Genomic DNA, 16,566 nt, shown 5'->3' with positions numbered 1-16,566 from the left:
CTTGCTGCCCAGGGCCGAGAACCGCCGGCGATGCCTCTCACATCGCGACGCGACGGAACCGGACGGCCCACGTCCGGAACGCGGAGCGGCAAGACCGCTCCCTTCCCAGCAAAAGGAGGCGCCGTCATGCGCTCTTCAGCATCTCTCAAGACCGCAATCCTTGCCGCAATTCTGGTCGCCGCCCCGCTTGCCGGCGCCTATGCCGCGGGCCATCACAAGGGCGCTCTCGACGCGACCGACCCGACCGACATGACGGGTCCGCGTGTCGAGGCGCTCGTTCAGCAGGTTCAAGGTGTCCACCAGGGCATCGCCGACGCAAGGCAGGCCAAAAACATCACCCCGGCCGTCGCGGAGCGCCTGGAAATGCGAACGGCCCGCATCGGTCAGGCCGCCGAGAAGATAGCCGCGTCGGATCACGGCAGGATACCGGCCGCGCAATACCATGACCTGCTGCGCCGGCTCGACAATGTCGACCAGCGACTGAGGGTCGATACCGGCACCGGTTTCCTGATGGGCGACGGCTCCGACGGCGGAAACTATCCGAACGGCTGAGGCCATCTGCCTGGAAGCGTCCCAGAGGAAGGGACCAACTGGCGTCTTCGGGACCCCAATCCCGCGGGCGTCCTTTTTCCTCGCCAGCCCATCTACCAACCGAGCCAGACCGCGATCAGGGCGACCACCGCCGGAACGGTCTGGATGAACAGGATCTTGCGGCCGACCGTCGCCGCGCCATAGAGACCGGCAACGGCCACGCAAGCCAGGAAGAAGACCTTGACCTGGAAACCGGCGGAGCCGAGGTAAAGCCCCCAGATCAGGCCGGCGGCGAGGAAGCCGTTGTAAAGGCCCTGATTGGCGGCGAGCACTTTGGAGGCGCTGGCGAATTCCGGCGTCAGGCGGAATGTCTTGTGCCCGCGCGGCGTGTCCCAAAGCACCATCTCGAGATAGACGATGTAGGCATGGATCAAGGCCACCAGCCCGACCAGGATGTTGCCGATCATTCTGCTCCCCTTCATGCGTCGCCGGCAGCATTTCATGCTCGACCTCTCCTGCGCAAGCTGCATCCGCCGGATGGTGTCCGAGGGTTGCCAATGCTTTTGCGTTGGTGTCTTTTCGCGCCGTCCTCAATCACGGAAGCCGCCATGTCCTTTCACAAACTCGACGACCTCGGCCACAAGCTCGAAGCGCTTGAACATGCGCTGGCCATCCTCGGTGCCGATGAAGCGACCCACATGGCCGTCGGCGGCGGCGAGAAGCGCGCCGAGGCGATGGCGGCCCTTGCCGGCATGTATCACACCAGGGCGACCGCACCGGAAATATCGGACTGGATCGCCGCCGCCGAAGCCGAGGCATTGGATGATGAGCAGCGGGCGGCTCTCGCCGAGCTGCGGCGGCAGTACACCAACCTGACCTGCCTGCCGGTCGAGTTCGTCGAACGCCAGACGACGGCGCGCATGCGTTGCGAGCAGCTATGGCGCGACCTGCGCGCCAAGAACGACTGGGCTGGCTTCCAGCCGGCGCTCGAGGGCGTGGTGGCGCTGGTGCGCGAAGAGGCGGCCCTGCGCTCCGACGTGCTCGGCCTTGCCCCTTATGACGCGCTGATGGAGCAATTCGACCCCGGCAACCGCACGGCTGACATCACTCCTGTCTTCGCCGACCTGAAGGCCTTCCTCAAAGGCTTCGTGCCTGAGGCGCTGGCGATCCAGGAAGCGCGGCTGCGCAAGCATCCGCTGAAGCCGCTTTCGGGCACCTATGCGATCGACCGGCAGCGCGAACTCGGCCTTGCCATGATGGTCGCGATCGGCTTCGACCTGACCCACGGCTCGCTGTCGGTGTCGCACCATCCGTTCTGCGGCGGCGTGCCCAGCGACGTGCGCATCACCACCCGCTACAAGACATCGGATTTCCTGTCGGCGCTGATGGGCGTGCTGCACGAGACCGGGCATGCGCTCTATGAACAGAACCTGCCCAAGGCATGGTCGCACTGGCCGCTCGGCAAGGCCCGCGGCATGGCCGTGCATGAAAGCCAGAGCCTGTTCGTCGAAAAGCAGATCGGCCGCAATCCCGCCTTCTGGCGCTGGGCGCTGCCGGTGGTGGAAAAGCATCTCGGCGAAGCCTGGTCGCTCGACGATATCCTGCCACATGTGCATCGTGTCGAGCGTGGCCTGATCCGTGTCGACGCAGACGAAGTGACCTATCCGCTGCATGTCATCCTGCGTTACGAACTGGAGCAGGAGCTTGTCTCCGGCCGCCTGGAGGTGGCTGATCTGCCCGAAGCCTGGGATGCCAAGATGCGCGACTATCTCGGCCTCTCCACCATCGACAATCCGGCCGATGGGCCGATGCAGGACGTGCACTGGCCGGGTGCCGCCTTCGGCTATTTCCCCTCCTACACGTTGGGCGCGATGATGGCGGCGCAGCAATGGGCCGCGCTGGTGCGCGAACATCCTTCAGCCGACGACGACCTGGCGAAAGGGAATTTCGCGGCCATCAACGGCTGGCGTCGCGAGAAAATCTGGTCGCAGGGGTCGCGCTGGTCGACGCCGGACCTGCTCGAACGCGCCACCGGCGAAAAACTCAACGCCATGTATTTCACGGAGCATTTGCGCAAACGATACGGAACTGCGTGAGGCGACGCTGTAGTCGCCGGCCGAAACGCGCCCGCTATTCAGCCGCGCCCCTGAAGGCGCTGGCGCCGGTCTCGAATTGCAGCTTGGCCAGCCGCGCATAGATGCCGCCCTTGGCGACCAGGCTCTGATGCGTGCCTTCCTCGACGATGCGGCCGCCATCCATGACCAGGATCCTGTCGGCCTTCAGCACCGTCGCCAGCCGGTGGGCGATGACGATGGTGGTGCGCCCCTGCATCAGCCGCTCGAGCGCCGTCTGCACCAGCGTCTCGCTTTCGGCGTCGAGGGCGGAGGTCGCCTCGTCGAGCAGCAGGATCGGCGCATCGCGCAGGATGGCGCGGGCGATGGCGACCCGTTGGCGCTGGCCGCCCGACAGCGTCACGCCACGTTCGCCGACCGGGCTGTCATAGCCATGTTCGAGCTTGAGAATGAATTCGTCGGCAAGCGCATCCTTAGCCGCGGTCTCGATCTCGGCCTCGCTGGCACCTGGACGGCCAAAGCCGATATTGTCGCGCGCGCTCGCCGCGAAAATGGTGACATCCTGCGGCACGATGGCGATGCGCTCGCGCACCGAAACCGGATCAGCTTCGCGCACGTCGACGCCGTCGATCAGGATCTTGCCGGTTTCGGGATCGTAGAAGCGCAGGATCAGCGAAAAGACGGTGCTCTTGCCGGCCCCTGAAGGACCGACGATGGCCACCGTCTCGCCGGGTTTGACCGAAAAACTCAAGCCATGGACGGCGGCGCGGTCGGGTCTTGCCGGATAGGAGAACGAGACATCATCGAAGATGATCGCGCCTTTGGCGGCCGCAGGCAACGGCTTCGGATCGGCAGGCGCCTGGATCGCCGGTGTCTCGGCCAATATCTCGGTCAGCCGTTCGGCGGCGCCGGCTGCTTGCGCGAGTTCGCCCCAGACTTCCGACAGCGCGCCGAGCGCGCCGGCGGCGAACACCGAATAAAGCAGGAACTGCCCGAGTGTGCCGGGCGACAGATTGCCGTCAAGCACGTCGCGCGAGCCGAACCACAGCACCGCAACGACCGAGGAGAAAATGGTAAAGATGGCGAAGAAGGTGAGGAAGGAACGTGCGAAGATAGAGGCCCGCGCCGCCTCGAAGGCCGCTTCCACCGCACCCGAAAACCGTCCAGTGACCAGTGTCTCATTGGTGAACGCCTGCAGCGTGCGCACCGCGGCGATCTGTTCGCTGGCATAGGCTGTAGCGTCGGCAAGCGTGTCCTGCGCCTGCCTCGACTTGCGACGCACCGAGCGGCCAAAGGCGACCAGCGGCAGCACGATGACCGGTATCGCGGCAATGACCAAGCCGGACAGTTTCGGGCTGGTGACAACCATCATCGCCAATGCGCCGAGGCCAAGGATGACGTTGCGCAGCGCGACCGAGGCCGTGGCGCCGACCGCCGATTTGACTTGTGTGGTATCGGCGGCAAGCCGCGACACGATCTCGCCGGACTGGGCGGTGTCGAAGAAGGCAGGCGACAGCGTCGTCACATGGGCAAAGACATCGCGTCTGATGTCGGCGACGACGCGCTCTCCGAGCGTGATGACGAAATAGTAGCGGCCGGCCGATGCCGCCGCCAGCACGGCGGCCATCGCCACCAGGGCGGCGAAGTATTCGGCGATGAAACTGGTGCTGGACGACGAGAAACCATGGTCGATCATGCGCCGCACCGCCAGCGGCAGCGCCAGCGTCGTTGCCGCTGCGATGACCAGCGAGATGAGGGCGCCGACCACCAGCGTGCGATATCCAGTGATGTAGGGAAACAGGCGTCTGAGCGGCTTGAGCGAGCGTCGGCGCTCGTCTGCGCTGCTTGATTGCGCCATCTCGCTGTTTCCTCTAGCCGCCTCAGCTTCATGCGCCTTGAATATGCGCTTGCCGCGGCCTTGTGATTCAATTCCGGCTGATGTATAGGCACGCCGACCGTTTTAGAAGCCGTGGCTCCTCAATAGCTGCGGCTTCGAGTTTTAAAAAGAGGCGCATCGACGCAGGCTTATGCCCGTCAGCCGCGCCGGCAAGCCAGGAACCGAGCCATGAAGAGCGCAATCCATCCCGACTACCACACCATCAAGGTCGTCATGACCGACGGCACCGAATACATGACCCGTTCGACCTGGGGCAAGGAAGGCGATACGATGAACCTCGATATCGACCCGACCACCCACCCGGCCTGGACCGGCGGCCAGCAGACCCTGCTCGACCGCGGCGGTCGCCTGTCGAAGTTCAAGAAGCGTTTTGAGGGTTTCGGCCTCTAAGCCGCATCGGGCTTTCGCAGATCAAGAACCCGCCTTCGAGGCGGGTTTTTTGTTGACCAGAACCATCTTCCCCTCCCCCCGTCATAAAGCTGTTCTTAAATATCACAGGCCCGCGCTGCCCCTCACCTGCCTGCCGGCATCCTCTCCCCGTATAGTGACGGGGGAGAGGGGCTCCGTCCTTGGCGGCTTCACCAGATGTTAAAACTATGGGAAGTTCAAGGCTTCTCTACTCGGCCAGCAACTCCCGCAGCGCCATGCGCTTGTAGGCGGCGACCAGCCTGTCGCCTTCTTGCCGCTCGACCGAGATCGCCAAGCGCATGACCGCCTCGCCCATCTGCCAGACGAGAAACGCCGTGGTCTCCAGGGAGACGGGGTCGGCGCCGGGGCGTAGCCGCTTCAGCACCGCGACCAGGAATTCGGCATTGGCCCGGCTGTCGGCGAGCTCGAGTTGGCGCAGCGCCTTGTCTGCTTGCGTACCAGACCAGATGTCGCGCATCACCGGCTCGGCCAGGAACAACCCGTAATAGATGTCGACCAGCTCCGAGAACGCCCGGCCAAGCCCTTCGGCGTCGTTGACGTCTTTCAACGCCGCCGAAATGCAGGCCTGGCTTTCCACGGTGTAGCGTTCGGCCAGCGCCCAGACGATCGCCCGCTTGTCCGGAAAGAATTGGTAGAGCGACCCGATCGACACCTCTGCCCGTTCCGCCACCTCGCCCATGCGCATGGCATCGCTGCCTTGCTCCGCGATCAGCGCCGAGGCGGCGGCCAGCATGCGCTCGACCCGCTCGCGGCTGCGCTGCTGGCTCGGCGCCCGGCGTGGCGAGGCGATCTGATCGTTGGCCGCTGTGCCGTCCATGACTGTCTCCAATAACGCGTTCGCACAATCGCCGGGAGATGGCTTGACTTACAAAATACGAGGGTTTATCACGTTTTGCAAATGCGAGGATTACTCATATTTAGAAATCGGAGGAACCCGGAATGCCTGACACGTGCTTTGGCCGTGCGCCGAAAGATTCCTCCCTCGACGCAACAGAAACCGCCGCTAGCCGAATCTGGAGCAACTGAGATGGCCAAGCTTCTTCCCGCTCTCACTATCATTGCCGCGATCGGCTCGGGCCTCGTCGCCGGCGTGTTCTTCGCCTTTTCCAATTTCGTCATGGCGGCGCTTGCCCGGCTGCCCGTCCCGAGCGGCATCGCCGCGATGAACTCGATCAACATCACGGTGATCACGCCGACTTTCATGACGGCGCTTTTTGGCACCGGCCTGCTCTGTCTGGTGCTTATCGCCGCCGCCATCATGGGCTGGAGCCAGTCCGGCTCGTACTGGCTGCTGGCCGGCGCGGTGATCTACGTGATCGGCAACCCGATCGTGACCATGGTCTTCAACGTGCCGCTCAACGATGCTCTCGCCGCCGTCGACCCGGCCAGCGCCAACGGCGCCGCCGTATGGGCGAACCATCTGAGCCAATGGGTGATGTGGAACCACGTCCGCACCATCACCGCCATCGTGGCGATGGCCTGCTTTATCTTCGCATTGCTCTGAACGAGACCCTAACGAAACACACTCGGACCCCGTCTCAGGCGGGGTCTTTTTGCGCGTGCCCCTTTGACGTGTGGCCCTTGCGATCGGAATGACCGAGATCCCGATCCGGATCGATCACATCGCGCACCAGCTGCTTGAGTTTCGCCGCTTCCGGGAACCCGCCGTAGCGCTTGCGATCCCAAACCAGCACGTCGTTGCAGGAAATGGTGAATATGCCGCCGGTGCCCGGCACCAGCGTAACTTCACCGAGATCGGTGCCGAAGGTGGAGAGCAGCTCCTGCGCCATCCAGCCGGCGCGCAGCAGCCACTGGCACTGCGTGCAGTAGGTGATGACGACCCGAGGTTTGTTCGACACGCTCAATCCAGATCCTTAAAAATACGCACTGTGGTGACCGCAAAGCGATCGTGTATCGGTTCGTTGCCAAGAGCTATGGATATTCCAATCCAGGCCGACCAAGCGAGGCTAAAAATCGATGCGGCAAATGCTGCCGTGATCTCCAGCCAGGAGAAATCCGGCGCCGCCCCCGGCGCCGCGCCCCACGCTCGAAACGCAAACCAGGCCCCGGTCAGCGTCAGTGACAAGGGGCCAAGCAACTTCATGACCTGCCGTCGCGCAGCCATCCGGACGGGCAGACCGACCCTGCCTTTGTCATTCTGATCGTAGACTCGGATAGACATCACCCCCTTGCCGAAGGTTTGGCCCCAGCTCAACTCCATACCGAAAAGATAAGCCATGAGAACTAGAAGTTCGAGAAAGCCGACATCCAGCGCAGCTGATCGGAAATTGTTCTGCAAGTCCAAATCAATTGAAAGGGTCGAGTTTGCCCCAGATTCCGTTGACGGTGCCGCTCCCGCGGCCCATTCGGCGACCGTTAAGCCGAACACAGATGTGCTGCATACCTGCCAGTCGTAGCGCGCTAGCGATGGGTCTCCATGCACCGTAACCGGCTGACATATCTTCCAGTTCATCCAAGAAAAGTGGCCTTTCACGCCGCCATCGGTCAGTAGAAACAGACCTGCCACCAAAGCGTATAGGGGTATGAGAACAACAAGATGGTCGATCAACGCTGCGATAGATCGACGCCAAAAGCCACCATATCGAGGCCAGGACATCGCCTCGGCAAACTCGTCATCGCTAAGTACGGTCATCTACCCCCCGATAGCTGACATATTCCTTTCAATTGACGATCAGAGCAGACCAAATAGTCCCCAACCGCCAGCCATCTTCTACGATATGGCGCTGAAACTGAGAAGCATTACTTCACAAGCAAACAGCTACCGCTCGTCCAGAGGACTAAGGTCCGTCTACGCCGCGCTGAGCTTGGCCAAGGTTTCGTCATCGACCTCGAAGTTGGCGTAGACGCTTTGCACGTCGTCATCGTCCTCGAGCGTCGCAACCAGCTTCATCAGCGACTGCGCCCGCTCCTCGTCGACCGGAACATTGTTCTGCGGGCGCCAGATCAGCTTCACCGATTCCGCCTCGCCGAGCGAGACTTCCAGTGCCTTCGACACCTCGCCGACATTCTCGAAGGCGCAATAGATGGTGTGGCCTTCCTCGTCGCTTTCCACGTCGTCGGCACCGGCTTCGATCGCCGCGTCCATGATCTTGTCGGCGCTGCCGGCCGAGGCCGGATAGTAGATTTCGCCGGCGCGGTCCCACATGAACGACACCGATCCGGTTTCGCCGAGCGCGCCGCCGGCCTTGGTGAAGGCGGCGCGGACGTTGGACGCCGACCGGTTGCGGTTGTCGGTCAGTGCCTCGACGATCACGGCGACGCCACCTGGGCCATACCCTTCGTAGCGCACGGCTTCGTAATTCTCGGCATCGCCCATCGAGGCCTTGTTGATGGCGCGCTGGATGTTGTCCTTCGGCATCGACACCGCCTTGGCGTTCTGGATCGCCAGGCGCAGGCGCGGATTCATCGATGGATCGGGCGTCCCGCTCTTGGCGGCAACGGTGATTTCGCGCGCCAGCTTGGAAAACATTTTCGACCGCACCGCGTCCTGACGGCCCTTGCGGTGCATGATGTTCTTGAACTGTGAATGGCCAGCCATGGCACCCCTGTCGTGTTCGGCTAGAGCGTCTTGCCGCGAGATGCGTCACCTCGCCTTTGCAAAAGGCTCGAATTCAAAAATTTCAGAACGACCCTAATGCGTCCGGGTGGACGCGCGGCGCTCCTTGTCGGAATGGCCGGCTTATAGATAAATCGGCTCAATTCGTCCAGCCGCGCCGCGCCACGGCGATGCCGGCCGTGTCTATGCTTCCAGATCGGACTTCAGCCGGTCGATGATGCTGATCGCATGGCCGGCATACTGGCTGATCCAGCGGTCGTGGATCTGCTTGATCGGCAGTGCGTTGAGGTGGTTCCAGCGCTCGCGTCCGTCACGACGCGCGACGATCAGATCCGCCTCCTCCAGCACCTTGAGATGCAGCATGACGGTGCAGCGGTCGATGTCGGGAAAGGCATCGCACAGCATGCCGGTGGTCTTTGGCTCGTCTTTCAACCGATCCAGCATTTCGCGCCGGCGCGGATGCGCCAGCGCCTTGAAAACATTGTCGTCCTGCGATCGGCTTGACATGTTATGTTTCTATAACATATCGTTGTTGCGATCAAGCAAGGAGCTGTGGATATGTCTCTTGGATTCAGTGTTTCAGGGCGCATCGGCAAACCGGTCGCCGAAGTCTTTGACGCGGTCGTCAATCCGAAGAAGCTCAGCGGCTATTTCACCACCATCGGCGGCGCCAGCGCGCCATTGGTTGCCGGTTCGGGTGTCGTCTGGTGGGGCAAGGTGCCGGTCGAGGTCGACGAAGTGGTCAAGGACAGCCGCATCGTGCTGCGCTGGGATGCCACCGACACCGACGGCAAGCCCGCCTACAAGACCCGCATCGAGATGAATTTCGAGCCGCTCGACGATGGCGGCACCTTCGTCACCATCGCCGAGAGCGGCTGGCAGGAAGGCGCGGTCGGCCTGAAGAAGTCCTACCTGAATTGCGAGGGCTGGTCGCAGATGCTGGCCTGCATGAAGGCCTACGTCGAATACGGCATCAATCTGCGCGACGGTTATTACCGCAGCGAGATGAGGGGCGAACCCGCCAGCGAGGCCAATGTTTGAACGACGATAGGAAAAGGGGGAGAACCCGCGATGACGAAAGTAAGGCCATTCCTGATGTTCGAGGGCAAGGCCGAAGAGGCAATGACCCTTTATTGCGGGACCATTCCCGACAGTAGCATCCTCGACGTCACACGTTACGGTTCCGGTGAAGACGGCGCGGAAGGTATGCTCAAACTGGCGCGCGTTTCCATCTGCGGCCTGGAGGTGACGGTCTATAACAGCCCTGTTCACCATGCTTTCACCTTCACGCCGTCGTTCTCGCTCTATGTCGACTGTTCCTCCGAACAGGAACTGGAGCGCATCGTCGAAACCTTGGCGAAGGGGGGCGGCTTCCTGATGCCGCCAGACAACTATGGCTTTAGCCGCCGCTTCGCATGGCTGAACGACAGGTTCGGCGTCTCCTGGCAGATCAACCTGCCATGACGGAACGCCAGTTGAACCAGCCAACCAGCACCCCAACAAGGACGTGAACCATGACCGCGAAGATCACTGGCGGCATCAACATCGCCATGAAGGTGCCGTCGCACCAGTACGAAGCGACGATCGCCTTCTACCGCGACGTCGTCGGCCTCAAGCCGTTCACCGCCAAGCCGCCGGCGATCGGCTTCGAACTTGGGCCCAACAGGCTGTGGATCGACGAAGCGCCGATGATGAGCCAGGCCGAGATTTGGCTGGAGCTTTTCACGCAGGATTTTCCGGGCGCCGCGGATCATCTGGCCAAGGCAGGCGTTGTGCGTTGCGATGCCATCGAGCCATTGGGCGAGGGTTTCCGTGGTGGCTGGATCACCAATCCGGCCAACATCATTCATATGGTGCGCGAACCCGACGCCTGGTGAGCGTATTCGAAAGGAGATCGCCATGGAAATCCGTGAAACACCGACAGCCGAAGCCGCCATGCTGATCCGGCGGCCGGTCGCTGATGTTTTCGAGGCCATCGTCGATCCGGCGATCACGACCCAATTCTGGTTCACCCATGGCAGCGGCCGGCTTGACGGTGGCAAGCCTGTTCAGTGGGAGTGGCGTATGTATGGCGTCTCGACGACCGTCGACGTCAGCGAGATCGTCCGGGACAAGAAGATCGTCATGACGTGGAGCGACCCGCCGACCACTGTGGTCTGGACCTTCACTGAAATGCCTGGCGAGGCGACATTCCTCGAAGTCGGGAATTTTGGCTTTACCGGCAATGGCGACGAGCAGGTGAAAGAAGCGGTCGGCTCAACCGGCGGCTTCACGCTGGTGCTCGCCGGCGCCAAGGCCTGGCTGGAGCAGGGCCTGACGCTGGGTCTTATCGGTGATCGTCACCCGAAAGGGGTACCGGGGCACTAAAGCAATTCCAGCAAAGTGCGAAGCGGTTTTGCGTTCGGTATTGCGTAAAAACGAGGAGATAGAGCATCGGAGGCGATCCTGTTTTCGCCGAAAATGTTAGGCTCGCCCCGACCCGGTCGCTCTCACTGCCCGTCACCGGATTTCGCTTTCTTGCGCCGCCGCGCCAGCATGTTGAGCCCCTCGACCAGCGCCGAAAAACCCATCGCCGCGTAGATGTAGCCCTTGGGAACATGATAGCCCATGCCGTCCGCGATCAGCGTCATGCCGATCATCAACAGGAAGCCCAGGGCCAGCATGACGATGCTGGGGTTCTTGGCGATGAAGTTGGCCAGCGGACCCGCCGCCAGCATCATCACGCTGACGGCCACGATCACCGCGATGTACATGATGGCGATCTCGTCGGTCATGCCGACGGCGGTGATGATGGAATCGATCGAAAAGACGAGGTCGAGCAGCAGAATCTGGAAGATCGCGCCGGCAAGCGAGATCTTGAGCGTCTCTCCCATCATCGTGTCCTTGTGGTCGTCGGGATCGACCGTGTGGTGGATCTCCTTGGTCGCCTTCCACACCAGGAACAGGCCGCCGGCGATCAGGATCAGGTCGCGCCAGGAGAAACCGTGGCCGAACGCGGTGAAGACCGGCGTCGTCAGTTGGACGATGACCGAAATGGTGGCGAGCAGCACCAGGCGCATGATCAGTGCCGCCGAGATGCCGAGCCGGCGCGCACGAGCCCTCTGCTCCACGGGCAGCTTGTTGGTCAGAATGGAGATGAAGATCAGATTGTCGATGCCGAGCACGATCTCGAGCACCACCAGCGTCAGCAAGGCGACCCATGCGGTTGGATCGGAAACGAATTGAAAATGCGGCGCAAGAAATTCGATAAGCTGCATGGAGGTCGTTGTCCCCTCTTTTAACGATCTGAAGCAGATGTCGTCGGCAGTTAGGTACTGCGCGCGCCTATATCAATGTCACGACCAGAACGACGGAGCCGTTTCTTCCAGTCTCGGCCCGCGACGAAACGGCGCGATCTTCTCGGTCAGTCCGGTACGATCGGAAATATTGACACCGACCCCACACAAGGTCGCCGGGCCGGTCGCTGCCTCGAAACGCCCTTTCGGTACTTTCGACAGGAACCGGTTGAGTGGTTCCTCCTTGTCCATGCCGAGCGAGGAATCATAATCGCCGCACATGCCGGCATCCGACAGATAGCCGGTACCGCCATTGAGGATCTGGTGATCGGCGGTGGGCTGGTGCGTATGGGTGCCGACGACCAGGCTGGCGCGGCCATCGACGAAATGCGCGAAGCACATCTTTTCCGAGGTCGCTTCCGCATGAAAGTCGATGATCACCGCATCGGCCTGCTCGCCGAGCGGACAGGCTGCAAGCTCACGCTCGCCGGCCTGGAACGGATCGTCGAGCTCGGGATGCATGAATACTCGGCCCATGATGTTGGCGACCAGCACGCGCGCGCCGTTTTTGGCGATGTAGACGCCGGAGCCGCGCCCGGGCGTACCCTTGGGAAAATTGGAAGGCCGCAGGAACCGCTGCTCGCGCGGCGCGAAGGCCAGCGCATCGCGCTGATCCCAGACATGGTTGCCGGTGGTGACGACATCGGCGCCTGCAGCGATGGTCTCCCGAAAGATCTCTTCGGTGATGCCGAAGCCGCCGGCGGCATTCTCGCCGTTGACGATGACGAAGTCGAGTTTGAAGTCCGAGATCAGGCCAGGCAGCTGTTCCCACACCGCCGTACGTCCCGTTTTTCCAACCATGTCACCGAGGAAGAGAAGTCTCATATGATCCTGCACCGAAAGTCAGCGAAGCAAATGCCGCATGACATCCGCGAAAAGATCATGCCTCCATTATCTACAATTTTGGCGTGAAGCGGCGCAACCCGCTCTCGGTGAGTATTTCCGGGATGATCACGTCATGGTTCTCGTCCGGAACCTGCGCCACTTCCTGGCAGTCGAAGGCTATGCCGATCAGCCGGGGCGTATGCCCCTTGTCGACGAGCTTCGCGATCGCGCGATCGTAATAGCCGGCGCCATAACCGATGCGGTGGCCGCGTGCGTCGAAAGCGGCGAGCGGCACCAGCATGACCGAGGGGTCGAGAACCTCGGCCTCCGCGTGCGGTCCGATCGTGCCAAAACCCATGTCGACCATCGGCGCGCCACGCACCAGTTCGCGAAAGACGATGGTGGTCTTGTCGAGAATGGCAGGCAGGCAGAGCCGTGCGCCCCGCTCACGCAAGGCGAACATCAGCGGCCTGACATCGACCTCCGAGCGCATCGGCCAGAAACCGGAGACGATCTGGCCAGGGCCGATCTCCAGATGGTCGCGCGCCGTCTCCGCCATTTCGAGCGCGGCCTCGACCCGCCAGAATTCGTCGAGCGCGTCGCGGCGAGCGAGTGCCTCGAGGCGTAGCTGCTTTTTCAGGTCTTTGGGAGAGGTCATGCGGCCAAGGTAGAAAAGGTCAGAGCTGTGTGAGGTCTCAAGCGCGACGTTTTCCACCGCATCATCCACCAGGACGGGTGGACGCCTTGCGACAAGTGACGGTCCACACAACCGGTGGAGAGGTCGATCCCGGGTGCCTACAAAGTAGGTGGGCGCCGTGTGAGAAAACCCACGGGTCTTCCCAGGGACAGCTCCCTAAGGATCGTTAAGGCCCCGGGGAAAAGTGTCTCCTGCCGGGAAGCGCAGACCGCCTCTATCAATATAGGCCGATGGTGGCCCAAGCGCCAGAGAGACGGTGCTCTTTCCGCACCGGTCGGCATCATCGCCTTTGCAGACCCGCCCTTGCGCGGACCGGAGGGCCTCCTTACGGTTCCCGGAATGAACCAAGGAGCAAAAATGCGTTTCGAAGGCACGGCGGCCTATGTCGCCGACAAGGATCTGATGGTGGCGGTCAACGCGGCGATCGCGCTGGAACGGCCGCTGCTGGTCAAGGGCGAGCCCGGCACCGGCAAGACCGAACTAGCCCGCCAGGTGGCGGCGGCACTCGGCCTCGACCTCATCGAATGGCATGTCAAATCGACGACACGGGCGCAGCAAGGTCTCTACGAATACGATGCCGTGTCGCGGCTGCGCGACAGCCAGCTCGGCGATGTCAGGTTCAATGACATCAAGAACTACATCAAGCGCGGCAAGCTCTGGCAGGCGTTCGCGGCTGGCAAGAAGGTCGTGCTCCTCATCGACGAGATCGACAAGGCCGACATCGAATTCCCCAACGATCTCCTGCAGGAACTCGATCGGATGGAGTTCTTCGTCTACGAGACCGGCGAGACCATCCGCGCCGCCGTCCGCCCGATCGTCATCATCACCTCCAACAACGAGAAGGAACTGCCGGACGCCTTCCTGCGCCGCTGCTTCTTCCATTATATCCGCTTTCCCGACGTCGATACGCTGCACCGGATCGTCGATGTCCATTATCCCGGCATCAAGCAGAACCTGGTGCGCGCGGCCCTCACCCAGTTCTACGAAATTCGCGACGTGCCGGGCTTGAAGAAGAAGCCGTCAACCTCCGAGGCATTGGACTGGATCCGCCTGCTGGTCGCCGATGACATCGCGCCCGAGGATTTGCGCGCCGACGCCAAGAACGCGCTGCCCAAGCTGCACGGTGCCCTGCTGAAGAACGAACAGGATGTGCATCTGTTCGAGCGGCTGGCCTTCATGGCCAGGCGGCAGCAATAGCAAGGCAGCAATAGCACTTTCCCCGGATGTGGACCGTTGCCGCCGGCCGCAGAGCACGTCAGCATCGGCCAGAACCGTTCGGAGGAGATGAAATGTCTGAGATTGTTGTCCGCCCGCTCGCGCAATCCGACCACGCCGACTGGCGCCGCTTGTGGACCGACTATCTGACCTTCTATGAAACCAAGCTGCCGGAAGAGGTCTACGCGATCACCTGGAAGCGGCTGTTCACGACAGGCGAATTCGAGCCGAAGGGTTTTATCGCTACCCTCGACGGCAAGGCCGTCGGCCTCACCCACTACCTCTATCACCGCTCCGGCTGGTCGGAGAAAAACAATTGCTACCTGCAGGACCTGTTCGCCGACCCGGATGTGCGCGGCAAGGGTATCGGTGCGGCCCTCATCGAAGCCGTGAAGCAGGAGGCCGGCAAGATCGGGGTGAAAAACGTCTACTGGATGACGCACGAGACCAACGCCACCGCGCGCAAGCTCTACGACCACGTCGCGCGTAGGACCGGCTTTATCGAGTATGATCTGTTGTAGTCATGTTCATCCCCTTCTTCCTTGAACTGAAGGCAGCGCGCGTTCCCGTTTCGCTCAGGGAATACCTCTCTCTGCTCGAAGGGCTGGAAGCCGGGCTTGTCGATTATGACGTCGAGGGTTTTTACTATCTCGCCCGCGCCGCTTTGGTGAAGGACGAGCGCCATATCGACCGCTTCGACCAGGTGTTCGCGCATGTCTTCAAGGGGATCGAGGCGCTCGGCGGCCCGGATGCCGTCGACGTCGCCGACATTCCCGAGGAATGGCTGCGCCGGCTCGCCGATAAGCACCTGACCGAGGAGGAGAAAAGACTGGTCGAGGCGCTTGGCGGCTTCGACAGGCTGATGGAGACGCTGAAGCAGCGGCTCAAGGAACAGAAGGGCCGCCACCAGGGCGGCTCAAAATGGATCGGCACGGGCGGCACCTCGCCCTTCGGCGCCTATGGCTACAACCCCGAAGGCGTGCGCATCGGGCAAGCTGAAAGCCGCAACCGGCGCGCGGTAAAAGTCTGGGACAAGCGCGAATTCAGGAATTTCGACGATGCCGTCGAACTCGGCACCCGCAACATCAAGATCGCGCTGAAGCGTCTGCGCCGCTGGGTGCGCGAAGGCGCCGAGGAAGAGTTCGACCTGCCCGGCACCATCCACGCCACCGCCGAGCACGGCTATCTCGACGTCCGGACACGGCCCGAGCGCCGCAATGCGGTGAAGCTCCTGATGTTCTTCGATGTCGGCGGCTCGATGGACGACCACATCAAGAGCGTCGAGGAGCTGTTTTCGGCGGCTCGCGCCGAATTCCGCCAGCTCGAATATTTCTATTTCCACAACTGCCTCTACGAAGGCGTGTGGAAGGACAATCGCCGCCGCCATGCCGAGGTGATTCCGACGTTTGACCTCATCCACAAATATGGCCCCGACTATAAGGTCATCGTCGTCGGCGATGCCTCGATGAGCCCTTACGAGATCGCCCACCCCGGCGGCTCGGTGGAACACTGGAATCCCGAGGCGGGCAGCGTTTGGCTCGGCCGGCTCCTGCAGCAATGGCCGAACGCGGTGTGGCTGAATCCGGAGAGTGAAAGGAATTGGGGCTTTACGCATTCCATCGCCATGATTCGCGACATCTTCGGCGGCCGCATGTTCCCGCTGACACTGGCCGGGCTGGAAGCCGCGACGAAGCAGCTTTCCAGAAAGCATTAGTTGTCGGAGATACAGGACAAGGTTGGCGCTGCCCCTCATCGCCCTGACGGGCACTTCTCCCCGTATAGTGACGGGGAGAAGGAAGCTGGCCGTGGCCTCGATGCCCATCTTGCAATGCCGGCGATTGGCGAAACCGGCGACGGGAGCTGTCCAGCCGATAGATGGGTAACAGATTGAACCGGATACATAGGTAACAGTTCTCCCCCTATGCATCCGCCGCAGCGCCAAGCGGTTTGGTTGGCGCGGCGCTGCGGCGGACGAGCTTCATACGTCT

Annotated in this window: 21 protein-coding genes and 1 other RNA gene; 11 read left to right on the top strand and 11 right to left on the bottom strand. The window is 62.0% G+C overall.

Annotated elements, in window-relative coordinates; genetic code table 11:
* Window positions 1-126: 126 nt before the first annotated feature.
* The gene (locus EN804_RS14260; protein WP_135919908.1) at window positions 127-552 is read left to right on the top strand and encodes a hypothetical protein; all 426 of its coding nucleotides are present in this window, start codon (window positions 127-129) and stop codon (window positions 550-552) included.
* 92 nt (window positions 553-644) lie between these two features.
* Here EN804_RS14260 and EN804_RS14255 read toward each other — a convergent pair whose 3' ends face one another.
* A complete protein-coding gene (locus EN804_RS14255; protein WP_127277955.1) occupies window positions 645-998 on the bottom strand; it encodes a DUF1304 domain-containing protein in 354 nt (117 codons plus the stop codon).
* Between the two features lie 141 nt (window positions 999-1,139).
* On the opposite strand from EN804_RS14255, the gene EN804_RS14250 reads away from it, so the two are divergent.
* Window positions 1,140-2,627, top strand: a complete 1,488-nt coding sequence (locus EN804_RS14250; RefSeq protein WP_135919906.1) for a carboxypeptidase M32 — start codon at window positions 1,140-1,142, stop codon at window positions 2,625-2,627.
* A gap of 34 nt (window positions 2,628-2,661) precedes the next feature.
* Here the strand turns inward: EN804_RS14250 and EN804_RS14245 are convergent, their stop codons facing one another.
* Entirely contained in the window at window positions 2,662-4,461 is a 1,800-nt protein-coding gene (locus EN804_RS14245; RefSeq protein ID WP_135919905.1) for an ABC transporter transmembrane domain-containing protein, read from the bottom strand.
* A gap of 207 nt (window positions 4,462-4,668) precedes the next feature.
* Here EN804_RS14245 and rpmE point away from each other — a divergent pair, with 207 nt between their 5' ends.
* Window positions 4,669-4,890, top strand: coding sequence for a 50S ribosomal protein L31 (rpmE, locus tag EN804_RS14240; RefSeq protein WP_096451251.1), 222 nt, complete (start codon window positions 4,669-4,671; stop codon window positions 4,888-4,890).
* 226 nt (window positions 4,891-5,116) lie between these two features.
* Here rpmE and EN804_RS14235 read toward each other — a convergent pair whose 3' ends face one another.
* A complete protein-coding gene (locus tag EN804_RS14235) occupies window positions 5,117-5,746 on the bottom strand; it encodes a TetR/AcrR family transcriptional regulator (protein WP_127278117.1) in 630 nt (209 codons plus the stop codon).
* Between the two features lie 210 nt (window positions 5,747-5,956).
* Between EN804_RS14235 and EN804_RS14230 the strand changes: the two genes are divergently transcribed.
* The gene (locus EN804_RS14230) at window positions 5,957-6,433 is read left to right on the top strand and encodes a DUF1772 domain-containing protein (protein WP_135919902.1); all 477 of its coding nucleotides are present in this window, start codon (window positions 5,957-5,959) and stop codon (window positions 6,431-6,433) included.
* 34 nt (window positions 6,434-6,467) lie between these two features.
* On the opposite strand, the gene EN804_RS14225 is transcribed toward EN804_RS14230, so the two are convergent.
* The 4 genes from EN804_RS14225 to EN804_RS14210 all read right to left on the bottom strand — a co-directional run bounded on the left by EN804_RS14225 (window position 6,468) and on the right by EN804_RS14210 (window position 9,013).
* Entirely contained in the window at window positions 6,468-6,794 is a 327-nt protein-coding gene (locus tag EN804_RS14225; protein ID WP_135919900.1) for a SelT/SelW/SelH family protein, read from the bottom strand.
* Window positions 6,791-7,582, bottom strand: a complete 792-nt coding sequence (locus tag EN804_RS14220; RefSeq protein ID WP_135919897.1) for an RDD family protein — start codon at window positions 7,580-7,582, stop codon at window positions 6,791-6,793. Before EN804_RS14220 ends, EN804_RS14225 begins: the two co-directional genes overlap by 4 nt.
* Before the next feature lie 156 nt (window positions 7,583-7,738).
* Window positions 7,739-8,488, bottom strand: coding sequence for a YebC/PmpR family DNA-binding transcriptional regulator (locus EN804_RS14215; RefSeq protein ID WP_135863218.1), 750 nt, complete (start codon window positions 8,486-8,488; stop codon window positions 7,739-7,741).
* A gap of 201 nt (window positions 8,489-8,689) precedes the next feature.
* Window positions 8,690-9,013, bottom strand: coding sequence for a helix-turn-helix domain-containing protein (locus EN804_RS14210; protein WP_135882217.1), 324 nt, complete (start codon window positions 9,011-9,013; stop codon window positions 8,690-8,692).
* A 51-nt stretch (window positions 9,014-9,064) separates the two neighbouring features.
* On the opposite strand from EN804_RS14210, the gene EN804_RS14205 reads away from it, so the two are divergent.
* Genes EN804_RS14205 through EN804_RS14190 form a run of 4 tightly spaced genes read left to right on the top strand, consistent with a single transcriptional unit; the run spans window position 9,065 to window position 10,873 of the window.
* Complete coding sequence (locus EN804_RS14205; RefSeq protein ID WP_127278121.1) at window positions 9,065-9,547, top strand: SRPBCC domain-containing protein; 483 nt, start codon at window positions 9,065-9,067, stop codon at window positions 9,545-9,547.
* Window positions 9,548-9,577: 30 nt separating this feature from the next.
* A complete protein-coding gene (locus EN804_RS14200; protein WP_135863223.1) occupies window positions 9,578-9,970 on the top strand; it encodes a VOC family protein in 393 nt (130 codons plus the stop codon).
* A 50-nt stretch (window positions 9,971-10,020) separates the two neighbouring features.
* The gene (locus EN804_RS14195; protein WP_135917119.1) at window positions 10,021-10,383 is read left to right on the top strand and encodes a hypothetical protein; all 363 of its coding nucleotides are present in this window, start codon (window positions 10,021-10,023) and stop codon (window positions 10,381-10,383) included.
* A gap of 22 nt (window positions 10,384-10,405) precedes the next feature.
* On the top strand, window positions 10,406-10,873 hold the full coding sequence (locus tag EN804_RS14190) for an SRPBCC family protein (RefSeq protein ID WP_135919895.1): 468 nt from the start codon (window positions 10,406-10,408) through the stop codon (window positions 10,871-10,873).
* 122 nt (window positions 10,874-10,995) lie between these two features.
* Here EN804_RS14190 and EN804_RS14185 read toward each other — a convergent pair whose 3' ends face one another.
* From EN804_RS14185 to ssrS, 4 genes are all read right to left on the bottom strand, one after another.
* Window positions 10,996-11,763, bottom strand: a complete 768-nt coding sequence (locus tag EN804_RS14185; protein WP_135919893.1) for a TerC family protein — start codon at window positions 11,761-11,763, stop codon at window positions 10,996-10,998.
* 78 nt (window positions 11,764-11,841) lie between these two features.
* The gene (locus EN804_RS14180; RefSeq protein ID WP_127278128.1) at window positions 11,842-12,666 is read right to left on the bottom strand and encodes a YmdB family metallophosphoesterase; all 825 of its coding nucleotides are present in this window, start codon (window positions 12,664-12,666) and stop codon (window positions 11,842-11,844) included.
* A 70-nt stretch (window positions 12,667-12,736) separates the two neighbouring features.
* Window positions 12,737-13,324, bottom strand: a complete 588-nt coding sequence (locus EN804_RS14175; protein WP_135917197.1) for a 5-formyltetrahydrofolate cyclo-ligase — start codon at window positions 13,322-13,324, stop codon at window positions 12,737-12,739.
* Window positions 13,325-13,420: 96 nt separating this feature from the next.
* Window positions 13,421-13,576, bottom strand: a non-coding RNA gene (gene ssrS / locus EN804_RS14170) — 6S RNA.
* Between the two features lie 144 nt (window positions 13,577-13,720).
* Between ssrS and EN804_RS14165 the strand changes: the two genes are divergently transcribed.
* The 3 genes from EN804_RS14165 (at window position 13,721) to EN804_RS14155 (ending at window position 16,292) form a co-directional block, all read left to right on the top strand.
* Window positions 13,721-14,560, top strand: a complete 840-nt coding sequence (locus EN804_RS14165) for a MoxR family ATPase (protein WP_135863231.1) — start codon at window positions 13,721-13,723, stop codon at window positions 14,558-14,560.
* 92 nt (window positions 14,561-14,652) lie between these two features.
* On the top strand, window positions 14,653-15,099 hold the full coding sequence (locus EN804_RS14160; RefSeq protein WP_127278131.1) for a GNAT family N-acetyltransferase: 447 nt from the start codon (window positions 14,653-14,655) through the stop codon (window positions 15,097-15,099).
* 2 nt (window positions 15,100-15,101) lie between these two features.
* Window positions 15,102-16,292 (top strand): VWA domain-containing protein, encoded by a 1,191-nt coding sequence (locus EN804_RS14155; protein ID WP_135919890.1) that lies wholly within the window; start codon window positions 15,102-15,104, stop codon window positions 16,290-16,292.
* Window positions 16,293-16,566: the final 274 nt, after the last annotated feature.

This window comes from Mesorhizobium sp. M8A.F.Ca.ET.161.01.1.1 (genome assembly GCF_004792105.1).
Classification (GTDB): domain Bacteria; phylum Pseudomonadota; class Alphaproteobacteria; order Rhizobiales; family Rhizobiaceae; genus Mesorhizobium.
The sequence above is the reverse complement of the archived record's forward strand: the minus strand, read 5'-3'. Positions and strand labels throughout refer to the sequence as shown.

Excerpts from the sequence above, each read along its gene's own strand:
- EN804_RS14260 (WP_135919908.1), top strand. The coding sequence starts at position 127 with ATGCGCTCTTCAGCATCTCTCAAGACCGCAATCCTTGCCGCAATTCTG.
- EN804_RS14255 (WP_127277955.1), bottom strand. The coding sequence starts at position 998 with ATGATCGGCAACATCCTGGTCGGGCTGGTGGCCTTGATCCATGCCTAC.
- EN804_RS14250 (WP_135919906.1), top strand. The coding sequence starts at position 1,140 with ATGTCCTTTCACAAACTCGACGACCTCGGCCACAAGCTCGAAGCGCTT.
- EN804_RS14245 (WP_135919905.1), bottom strand. The coding sequence starts at position 4,461 with ATGGCGCAATCAAGCAGCGCAGACGAGCGCCGACGCTCGCTCAAGCCG.
- rpmE (WP_096451251.1), top strand. The coding sequence starts at position 4,669 with ATGAAGAGCGCAATCCATCCCGACTACCACACCATCAAGGTCGTCATG.
- EN804_RS14235 (WP_127278117.1), bottom strand. The coding sequence starts at position 5,746 with ATGGACGGCACAGCGGCCAACGATCAGATCGCCTCGCCACGCCGGGCG.
- EN804_RS14230 (WP_135919902.1), top strand. The coding sequence starts at position 5,957 with ATGGCCAAGCTTCTTCCCGCTCTCACTATCATTGCCGCGATCGGCTCG.
- EN804_RS14220 (WP_135919897.1), bottom strand. The coding sequence starts at position 7,582 with ATGACCGTACTTAGCGATGACGAGTTTGCCGAGGCGATGTCCTGGCCT.
- EN804_RS14215 (WP_135863218.1), bottom strand. The coding sequence starts at position 8,488 with ATGGCTGGCCATTCACAGTTCAAGAACATCATGCACCGCAAGGGCCGT.
- EN804_RS14210 (WP_135882217.1), bottom strand. The coding sequence starts at position 9,013 with ATGTCAAGCCGATCGCAGGACGACAATGTTTTCAAGGCGCTGGCGCAT.
- EN804_RS14205 (WP_127278121.1), top strand. The coding sequence starts at position 9,065 with ATGTCTCTTGGATTCAGTGTTTCAGGGCGCATCGGCAAACCGGTCGCC.
- EN804_RS14200 (WP_135863223.1), top strand. The coding sequence starts at position 9,578 with ATGACGAAAGTAAGGCCATTCCTGATGTTCGAGGGCAAGGCCGAAGAG.
- EN804_RS14195 (WP_135917119.1), top strand. The coding sequence starts at position 10,021 with ATGACCGCGAAGATCACTGGCGGCATCAACATCGCCATGAAGGTGCCG.
- EN804_RS14190 (WP_135919895.1), top strand. The coding sequence starts at position 10,406 with ATGGAAATCCGTGAAACACCGACAGCCGAAGCCGCCATGCTGATCCGG.
- EN804_RS14185 (WP_135919893.1), bottom strand. The coding sequence starts at position 11,763 with ATGCAGCTTATCGAATTTCTTGCGCCGCATTTTCAATTCGTTTCCGAT.
- EN804_RS14180 (WP_127278128.1), bottom strand. The coding sequence starts at position 12,666 with ATGAGACTTCTCTTCCTCGGTGACATGGTTGGAAAAACGGGACGTACG.
- EN804_RS14175 (WP_135917197.1), bottom strand. The coding sequence starts at position 13,324 with ATGACCTCTCCCAAAGACCTGAAAAAGCAGCTACGCCTCGAGGCACTC.
- EN804_RS14165 (WP_135863231.1), top strand. The coding sequence starts at position 13,721 with ATGCGTTTCGAAGGCACGGCGGCCTATGTCGCCGACAAGGATCTGATG.
- EN804_RS14160 (WP_127278131.1), top strand. The coding sequence starts at position 14,653 with ATGTCTGAGATTGTTGTCCGCCCGCTCGCGCAATCCGACCACGCCGAC.
- EN804_RS14155 (WP_135919890.1), top strand. The coding sequence starts at position 15,102 with ATGTTCATCCCCTTCTTCCTTGAACTGAAGGCAGCGCGCGTTCCCGTT.